The following is a 9,127-nucleotide window of genomic DNA, read 5'->3' on the forward strand; positions in this document are numbered from 1 at the left end:
CCCTTCCGGGCGCGAACCGTCCGGAATCTCCTCAAGCTTCCCTCACCCGGCTTCCGGCCACCCTCTCCCGGAGGGAGAGGGCTCGCAGAGGCGGCGAAGAGACATACAGCTTCAGACAGATTACAGGGTGTTCCCAAGGGCAGTATCCAGAGGCAGTCATGGAACTGATCAATCAACATACCAAAGAGATCATGGAAGGGTGCAAGATCCGGGCGCGGGCGGCGGGACTCTCCTTCACCGACGAGAGCCTCGAGTATATCGTCACCAACCGCGACCTGATCGAGCTCTCCCCCAAGATAATGATCCCGACGCTGTACGACTACTGGGTCCACGACGTCGAGGTGCTGCGGGGCAAGGGGGAGTACGAGCTCTACCCCCATAACCCGTACGAGACGGTGATCAACACCCGCCCCCCGATCTCCTTCTATAACGACAACAACCCGGACTGGCTGAACGTGATGATCTTCTATCACGTCCTGGGGCATATCGATTTCTTCCAGAACAACCTCTACTTCCGCCACACCTGGGAGTACGACTTCACCGGCCAGGCCCTCTCGGACAAGAGGGTGATCGCCAAGCTTAGAGCCGAGAAGGGACGCTGGGTCGACTACATCCTCGAGTTCGCCCGGTCCCTCGACAATCTCGTCGGCTATCATGCCGAACTCTCTCCTCTCTTCGCCTCCCCGGAGAGGGCCTGCTCCGCCCGTCTCAACTACTACTTCGACGTCTTCCTGCAGGTGGATAAGAAGGTCCCTGTGGGGGATTACCTCAAGGAGGTCGCCCGGTACAACGAGCACATCGAGCTCTACGGCGAAGACGGCGAGCGTATGTTCTTCAACGAGGTGACCGCGAAGTATCCGGAGATGGAGGCGCACTTCCTGAAGAGCACGGGGGTCAAGCGGGTGGAGCGGCACGACCTCCTCCGCTTCCTGATCGAGAACTCCGAGTTCCTGGCCCGCGACGAGAACGTCTGGATGCGCTCCGTGCTGGAGGTGGTCAGGAAGACCGCGATCTTCTTCCAGCCGCAGATCCGCACCAAGATCATGAACGAGGGGTGGGCCAGCTACTGGCACGAGAAGCTCTTCCTCGAGGACGACCGCATCCGCGGCCACGAGGTGGACTTCGCGCGGGTCCACGCGGGTGTGACCTCGCTGCCGCGGGTGGGTATGAACCCCTACGCCCTGGGGATGAGGCTGATGTCGTTCCTGAAGGAGTCGGCAGACAAGGGCAAAACCGGCTACGATTACGACCGCCTGTCAGATTTGGAGGAAAGGAAGAAGTTCGATCTGGAAGCCGGCCGCGGGGACGAATTCATCTTCCGGGTGCGGGCCAACTACTGCGACTACCTCTTCATCAAGGACTTCGTGGACCAGGATTTCACCAACCGCTTCGACCTCTTCGTCACGGGAAAGCGTCTCGATCCCCAGAGGATGGTCTGGCAGTACTACGTGAAGAGCCGTGACGCCAGGCAGTACCGCGACATGGTGCTCTCCACGCTCTATCACCCCCCCTACATCTCCATCGCACCCGAACGCGGGGAGGACGGCGCGCTCTACCTGGTGCACCACTTTGAAGGAAAGCAGCTGGTGCAGGAATATATCGCCAACACCATGGTGGGGATCGAGTACCTCTGGGGGAAACCGGTCCAGCTGGAAACAAGCGAGGCCGTTATGGATGCCCCCCGCAGCAGTGCGGGGAGGGAAGGCGGGGAAGAGCCGCAGATCACCTGGCAAAGGGTGCTCTACACCATGAAGGACAAGCAGCTCGACAGAAAGGCGCTGTAACAGGCGGGACTAATATGCCAGAACTAGATATCGTATTAAAGCAGCTGAGCCGAACCATCGTGGAGCGTGAGAAGGCCAAGACCTTCTCCTTCCAGGAGTTCATGCAACTCGTGGCGGAGCGGCCGGAGCTGATGATGCGCAACGTCTTCCAGCTCTTCCACGACATGGTGAAGACCTACGTGTCCGAGGGGGTGGACGAGTACCCGGACGACCCTGAGTCGATAAACTTCGTGAACTACGACACCCGTCAGCTTTTCGTGGAGAATTCCGATCGCCCCTTCTTCGCGGACCGTCTCTTCGCCAACAGGCTCATGAACCACGTTTCGGCCATGAAGAGCGGCGCGCGCCAGAACAAGATCTACATCTTCGAAGGCCCCCCGGGATCAGGAAAGAGTACTTTCCTCAACAACCTGCTGATGAAGTTCGAGGAGTACGCCAACACCGACAACGGGAGGTGCTACGAGGTGGTCTGGCACCTGGACCGCTACATCCTCGGGACCTTCAAGGAGCACCAGGTCGCCTCGTTCATGGAGCGGCTCTCCCATCTGCTCGACGAGTACGAGCTCGACCCATCCGATCTCTCGGAGGCCAAGGCGGCCCTCCTGAGGGGGAGCGACGTGGTCGAAGTACCTTGCCCGTCGCACGACAGCCCGCTCCTCATGATCGACAAGGCGCAGCGCCGGCCCTTCTTCGACGATCTGCTGGAGAACGACAACTTCAAGTGGCGCCTCTTCACCGAGAAGGAGTACGACTGGGTCTTCAGGGATTCCCCCTGCACCATCTGCACCTCCCTCTTCCAGGCACTTTCGGCGAGGCTGGAGGACCCGGCCGATCTCTTCCGCATGATCAAGGTCCGCCCCTACCGCTTCAACCGCAGGCTGGGCGAAGGGATCACGGTCTACAACCCGGGTGACCGCTCCACCAAGATGAACATACACACCAACGAACTCCTGCAGAGGAAGATCGACCTCCTGCTGGGCGACAGCAACGAGGTGAAGTACATATTCTCCAACTTCGCCAAGACCAACAACGGCATCTACGCCCTGATGGACGTGAAGTCCCACAACGCCGAACGGCTCCTGGAACTGCACAACATCATCAGCGAGGGTATCCACAAGGTCGAGGAAGTCGAGGAGAACGTGAGGTCGCTCTTCATCGCGCTGATGAATCCCGAGGACGAGCGGAGCATCGAGGGGGTCCAGTCCTTCACCGACCGCATCGAGTTCATCAACATCCCCTACGTCATGGACCTGAACACGGAGGTGGAGATCTACCGGAACATCTTCGGGAAACACATCGACGAGAGCTTCCTGCCGCGGGTGCTCCACAACTTCGCCAGGGTGATCATCTCGACCAGGATGAACATCAAGTCCGACGCGCTCCTTGAGTGGATCGGGGACCCTGAAAAATACCGGCTCTACTGCGACGAGCACCTGCAGATCCTGAAGATGGAGATCTACACAGGTCACATTCCGGAGTGGCTGACCGAGGATGACCGCAAGAGGCTCAACGCGAAGCGCAGGAAGAAAATCATTGCCGAGAGCGAGCACGAAGGGGACCACGGCTTCTCCGGCCGGGAGTCGATCAAGATCTTCTCCGACTTCTACGCGGCCTATGCCAGGAAGGACAAGATGATCACCATGTCCCACCTGTCGACCTTCTTCACCCGCTGGCACAAGGAGCTCAAAGAGTCGATCCCCGAGGGCTTCATGGAGTCGCTGATCCACAACTACGACTTCGTGGTGCTCCAGGAGGTCAAGGAGGCGCTCTACTACTACAACGAGGCCCAGATCGAGCGTGACATCCTGAACTACATGTTCGCCGTGAACTTCGAGCCGGGGGCCGTCGAGATCTGCAGCTTCACCGGTGACCGGCTGGAGGTGAGCGAGGAGCTCCTTTCAGGAATCGAGGGGCGCCTGCTCGGGGCGGCGAAAGCGGAGACCGAGGCGCGGCTGACCTTCCGGCAGGAGGTCCAGCACGAGTACACCGGCCGGACCCTGACCCAGGAGATCATGGTGGAGGGGAGAAAGCCGCAGGACACCGGTCTCTTCCAGTCTCTGCACGACCGCTACGTCTACAACCTCAAGGAGAAGGTGCTCGAGCCCTTCCTGGAGAACGCCAACTTCCGGCGGGCCATCAAGGACTTCGACACGGATGCCTTCAAGACCTACGACAAGAGGATCAGGGACGACGTGACCTTCCTGATCAACAACCTGAGCTCGGAAAAGTTCAAGTACACCAAGCAGGCCGCCAAGGAGATCTGCGTCTACGTGATCGACAACGACCTGGCCCGGAAGTTCCACATCTAGACCCTTCCGCTGAGCGATCCTATTCAGGGCGGACGCCGGACCTCTCCCGCACCCCGGCATCCGTCCTTTGTCTTTTTCCCCTGCCACCTTTCATCTTTTTGATCGCTACAACTGGCAGATGCTCCGTCCCTTCCACTCCGGAAATTCGCTTGGTCCTTCCGATGGCTTATCCTGTACCTGAACGCCCGGGCTCACCTCCCCTCCTGCAGTTCGGCCTCCAGAGTAATCCTTGCTACGACGGAACTATATCCCCCAAAAAGGTTGTGCCTTTCCCCCCCTTGACAAAGGGGGGAAGGGGGGATTTGGTTTGTTTGAGCTGGCAAAATCCCCCTCGGTCCCCCTTTTTCAAAGGGGGAAGTGTCCTATGGTGTTGCAGCACCTTTGTTTTGGACATAGCTCCGTGCTACGACCACGGCTGAAACAACTTGTTGTGACGACACAAATAATTTAGTAGGATGCGCCGCATTGAGGTATCGAAATGGCACCGGGAGTGACTTCGACTGCAATGAGGTGAGCCATGAGGGAAGCAGTCTGCGCTATAGATAAGACGATTCGTCCTGGACGATGCCGGCAACAGATTCCCTCAATGCTGGGAGCATTACTTCGAGGAACCACTGGTCGGTTTCGCCGCCGCTGAAGATCCTCTCTTCACTGATTACAGGTCGGTGATCGGGGAGTTTCATCTGACCCCACAGGAGTGACCGTGCCCGTATTCCCGAAACGCTTGTCTCTACTGGCCATGGCCATGCTGGGCCTGCTCCTCGCCTCCTGCGCGGGGGGCAAGGCAGGGTCCGGCCGGCTGACCGCGCAGAGCCCGAAGGATGAAGCCTTCCGCAACGAGCTGAAGAAAGAGCTCTCGACTGTCAACGTCGCCATCGAGATGTCGGCCAACGAATTATCCGACAACCTGAACCGGGTGCTCCCGAGGGAACTCTACAACGGCTCCACCAGTTTCGGCGGCCTCTCGGCAGCGGTAACAAGGAACGGCGCGGTCGCGGCAACGATCGCCGACAACTACCTTCATCTCACCGTACCGGTCTTCCTGTCGCTTCGCTCCGGCCTCTTTCAGAGCCCCGCCATCCCAACCAAACTGAAGTTCAAGATCAGTGCGAGGGTGACACCTGATTGGAGGCTGGAGCCGGAAGTTCACTATACCGGGCTCAGCGACTCCCTGGCCGAAGAGGTCAACCTGGGCCCTCTCTCATTCAGGCCACGCAGCATAATCGAGGGGATGACCGTGCCGCTGCAGCGTTCCCTTTCCGAAGCAGTCAAAAAGAAACTGAATGATAAGCTCGCGCTGAAGGCGCAGGTCGCGAAGGCGTGGAATGAGGCGCAGAAGCCGATACTGCTGGATCGGAACTACAGGGCGTGGCTGGTCCTGAGCCCGCGAGAGGTTGTGCTGTACCCCCTTTACGCCCAGAAAAACGAGGTGAGAATCACGGTGGGTCTTACGTCGTTTGCCGAGGTGGTGGTGGGACCGCAACCCGCTCTGCGGCCGCCTCTCCCCCTCCCCCCCTTGAAGCAGGGCTCGGGCGCCGACAGGAGTTTCCGCCTCGCCGTCAACACCGACCTCTTCTACAAGGACCTGGTCGGCATCGCCTCGCCTCTACTTCTGAACAAGGAACTCGGCAGCGACGGGAGGAGCGTGGTCATCAAAGACCTTGACCTCTATGGCAACGGCGAGCGGCTGATCGTCAAGGTCGAGACCACCGGCTCCGTGGAGGGGGTTTTCTACCTCACCTGTCGCCCCGTCTTCAACCCCGCGAGCAATGTCCTCTCGGTGGAAGAACTCGACTTCGAGCTCGAATCACGGAACATGCTTTTGCGAACGGCCGACTGGTTCCTGCACAGCTCCATCAGAAGCAGGCTGCAGGAGAGGCTGAAGGTGGACCTGACCCCCAGGCTGGCAGAGGCACGGCAAGCGGCGGGGAAGTCCCTGACGAAGATGAAGCTGGCGGAAAACGTTTTCCTCTCCGGGAAGGTGAAGGAGATGAGGCTGGGCGACCTCATGGTGCAGCGGGACAGGGTTTCCCTTCGATTCTACCTGGAAGGGGAAAGCAGCGTGGCCTTTCACTAGCCCTCCAGCCGATCGTGCAGTCGGATCGCTATCCTGAGGCGGGAGCCTCAACCCCAGAGTCAGCTCCCCGCGCAGTCCCGCTCGAGCTCTTCCAGAATGGCGATCAGTTCCTGGGAGTACCGCGTCATCTCCTTGCAGTGCCCCTCCGCTTTCAACCTGTCTCCGGCGTTGAAGGACTCAACCGCCAGCCTGCCCAACTGCTGCACAGAAATGCATCGACAGAAGAAGGCAGAACTTGAAAGAGAATGTTTAATGGCAGAGCCGCTAGGCGAGTTGTTCTGTAAGGCGGGATTTATGCGTGGAGTACAGTCGGAGATGGGATGTCATGGGCAACAGACGGGTAAGATTCAACGTACGGCAGGCCTGCTACACTCTCAACGGGCAAGGTATGCCGATGGTACAGTCAGGAGGCTGGAGCTTTAGTCATCACTTCTCCGGAGTCATGGTCTGAAGAGCCTCCCGGATCAGTTCGGAGACCTTCTTGTTCTCTTCTGCCGATAGTTTTTCAAGCAACTGGCGCTCTTCATCGCTCACTCGTACCGACACGACATTGTATCTCGGGTGCTTTTTGCTCTTTGCCATGATCGCTCTCTGAAACCGGTCTGCTGTTTTAAAAAGATGTATACTTCAATCCCGCGGCTAGATCAAGTTAATTAAGGTGTCGAGAGCTAAACGCTGCGCCGGCACCGGGTAAAGCCGCTAGGCAGTGGAGTTCCGCCACTGCCCCGTTGCCTCTGGCGACAGGGTCCATTGCGGTGAGTCTCATTGGAATCGTTTTGTTTTACTTGTGCGGGGAAGAGGGACGCCGTCTAATCCCCCTCCCCCGCCTCATGTCTTCTTCGCCTTACTTGGGCCGATAGACCTTCAGCAGTGCGTCAGCCATTTCTGCCGGTGAATCGGCCACGCTTATGCCGCACTCCCGCAGGACCGCGACCTTCTCGGTGGCGGTCCCCTTGCCGCCGGAGATGATGGCACCGGCGTGCCCCATCCGCTTCCCGGGAGGGGCGGTGACCCCGGCGATATAGGCCGCAACCGGCTTGGTCATGTGCTCTTTCACGAATCGGGCGGCCTCCTCTTCGGCGCTCCCGCCGATCTCACCGATCATGATGACAGCCTCGGTGTCCGGGTCCTCCTCGAAGAGCCTGAGGCAGTCGATGTGACTGGTGCCGTTGACCGGATCGCCGCCGATGCCGACGCAGGTCGACTGCCCCAGACCTATTCCGGTGAGTTGCCACACCGCTTCGTAGGTGAGGGTCCCTGAGCGCGACACCACCCCGACCTTGCCCGGCTTATGTATGTAGCCGGGCATGATCCCGATCTTGCACTGTCCGGGGGTGATGACTCCCGGACAGTTCGGGCCTACCAGGCGGGTCTTCTTTCCGACCAGGTACTGCTTCACCTTGACCATGTCCAGCACAGGTATCCCCTCGGTGATGCAGCAGATCAGCTCCACCCCCGCATCGACCGCTTCCATGATGGAATCGGCGGCAAAGGGCGGCGGCACGTAGATAACGGAGGCGGTAGCCCCGGTCTTGGCGACGGCCTCGACCACCGTGTCGAATACGGGGAAGCCGTCGATGGAGGTCCCCCCCTTGCCCGGCGTAACGCCGCCGACCATCTGGGTACCGTACTCGCGAGCGCCTTGGGCATGGAAGAGGCCGGTGGCACCGGTAATCCCCTGGGTGATGACCCTGGTGTTCCTGTTGATCAGAATGCTCATGGTTCCCTCCCTAGGCGGCCGCTACGGCCTTGACGATTTTCTGCGCCCCGTCGGCCATGCCGTCGGCGGTCAGGATATCCAGTCCGCTCTCCGTCAGCAGGCGTTTCCCCAATTCCACGTTCGTCCCTTCCAACCGGACCACCAGCGGCACGTCGATCTCCACCTGCTTCGCGGCTTCGATGACTCCGGTGGCAATGACGTCGCATTTCATGATCCCGCCGAAGATGTTGACCAGGATCCCCTTGACCTTCTTGTCCGAGAGGATGATCTTGAAGGCCTCGGTGACGCGTTCGATGGTGGCCCCGCCGCCGACGTCCAGGAAGTTGGCCGGATCCCCTCCGTAGTGCTTGATGATGTCCATGGTGGCCATGGCGAGGCCGGCGCCGTTCACCAGGCAGCCGATGTTGCCGTTGAGGGATATGTAGGAGAGATCGTGCTGTGAAGCCTCCACCTCGTTGGGGTCTTCCTCGTCGAAGTCTCGCATGTCGCCGATCTTCGGGTGCCTGAAGATGGCGTTGTCGTCGAAGCCGAACTTCGCGTCCAGCGCCAGGATATCCCCTTCCTTGGTGACGACCAGCGGATTTATCTCCAAAAGCGAGCAGTCACAGGCGATGAAGGTGGTATAGAGCCCCTGGAGGACCTTTACCGCCTTGCCGGTTAGCTTCCCGCGGAGGCCCAGGCTGAAGGCGATCTTGCGGCACTGGAAAGGGGTGAGGCCGACCAGAGGGTCGACCGCCTCGATGAAGATCTTCTCCGGGGTGGTGGCGGCGACCTCTTCGATGTCCATGCCCCCTTCGGTGGAGGCCATGACGGTGACCCTGGAGGTGGCGCGGTCGACCAGGAGGCTCAGGTAGAGCTCGTTCCCTATGTTGCAGCCGTTTTCCACCAGCACCCGGGTCACCACCTTACCTTCCGGTCCCGTCTGGTGGGTGCGCAGGGTCATGCCGAGCATGTCGCGTGCGATGTTGCGGACTTCGTCAGCGGTCCGCGCCAGCTTCACGCCCCCCCCCTTTCCGCGTCCGCCGGCGTGGATCTGCGCCTTCACCACCCACGGCCCTTCCCCGAGCCGTTTTGCCCATTCACGCGCGCTGGCCCCGTTGTAGCAGACATGCCCATCCGGGACCGGCACCCCGAATTTCCTCAAGATCGCCTTGGCCTGATACTCATGGATATTCATCGCCCCTCCTGTGGTACCTATGTTGGTCGGCCCGAGAGGACCGCCTGAAAGAAGCTCCAC

7 protein-coding genes are annotated in these 9,127 nt (G+C 59.8%); 3 read left to right on the forward strand and 4 right to left on the reverse strand.

The window, feature by feature from the left end:
* Positions 1 to 158 precede the first annotated feature (158 nt).
* From AC11W3_RS12265 to AC11W3_RS12275, 3 genes are all read left to right on the forward strand, one after another.
* Positions 159 to 1,784, forward strand: a complete 1,626-nt coding sequence (locus tag AC11W3_RS12265) for a SpoVR family protein (protein WP_484088427.1) — start codon at positions 159 to 161, stop codon at positions 1,782 to 1,784.
* Between the two features lie 14 nt (positions 1,785 to 1,798).
* Positions 1,799 to 4,093 carry a serine protein kinase PrkA gene (locus AC11W3_RS12270; RefSeq protein WP_484088428.1) on the forward strand — a complete coding sequence of 765 codons (2,295 nt, stop codon included), beginning with the start codon at positions 1,799 to 1,801 and terminating at the stop codon, positions 4,091 to 4,093.
* 703 nt (positions 4,094 to 4,796) lie between these two features.
* Positions 4,797 to 6,170, forward strand: coding sequence for a DUF4403 family protein (locus AC11W3_RS12275; RefSeq protein WP_484088429.1), 1,374 nt, complete (start codon positions 4,797 to 4,799; stop codon positions 6,168 to 6,170).
* Between the two features lie 59 nt (positions 6,171 to 6,229).
* Here the strand turns inward: AC11W3_RS12275 and AC11W3_RS12280 are convergent, their stop codons facing one another.
* From AC11W3_RS12280 to sucC, 4 genes are all read right to left on the reverse strand, one after another.
* Positions 6,230 to 6,376: a hypothetical protein gene (locus AC11W3_RS12280; RefSeq protein ID WP_484088430.1), complete on the reverse strand. Its 147-nt coding sequence runs from the start codon at positions 6,374 to 6,376 to the stop codon at positions 6,230 to 6,232.
* Between the two features lie 220 nt (positions 6,377 to 6,596).
* On the reverse strand, positions 6,597 to 6,752 hold the full coding sequence (locus tag AC11W3_RS12285) for a DUF6290 family protein (RefSeq protein ID WP_484088431.1): 156 nt from the start codon (positions 6,750 to 6,752) through the stop codon (positions 6,597 to 6,599).
* Between the two features lie 262 nt (positions 6,753 to 7,014).
* Entirely contained in the window at positions 7,015 to 7,890 is an 876-nt protein-coding gene (sucD, locus tag AC11W3_RS12290; RefSeq protein WP_484088432.1) for a succinate--CoA ligase subunit alpha, read from the reverse strand.
* A 10-nt stretch (positions 7,891 to 7,900) separates the two neighbouring features.
* On the reverse strand, positions 7,901 to 9,067 hold the full coding sequence (gene sucC, locus AC11W3_RS12295) for an ADP-forming succinate--CoA ligase subunit beta (protein ID WP_484088433.1): 1,167 nt from the start codon (positions 9,065 to 9,067) through the stop codon (positions 7,901 to 7,903).
* Positions 9,068 to 9,127 lie beyond the last annotated feature (60 nt).

The organism is Geomonas sp. (assembly GCF_056994735.1).

Bases quoted from the DNA above. Each gene is read 5' to 3' on its own strand.
- AC11W3_RS12265 (WP_484088427.1), top strand. From the start codon at position 159: ATGGAACTGATCAATCAACATACCAAAGAGATCATGGAAGGGTGCAAG.
- AC11W3_RS12270 (WP_484088428.1), top strand. From the start codon at position 1,799: ATGCCAGAACTAGATATCGTATTAAAGCAGCTGAGCCGAACCATCGTG.
- AC11W3_RS12285 (WP_484088431.1), bottom strand. From the start codon at position 6,752: ATGGCAAAGAGCAAAAAGCACCCGAGATACAATGTCGTGTCGGTACGA.
- sucD (WP_484088432.1), bottom strand. From the start codon at position 7,890: ATGAGCATTCTGATCAACAGGAACACCAGGGTCATCACCCAGGGGATT.
- sucC (WP_484088433.1), bottom strand. From the start codon at position 9,067: ATGAATATCCATGAGTATCAGGCCAAGGCGATCTTGAGGAAATTCGGG.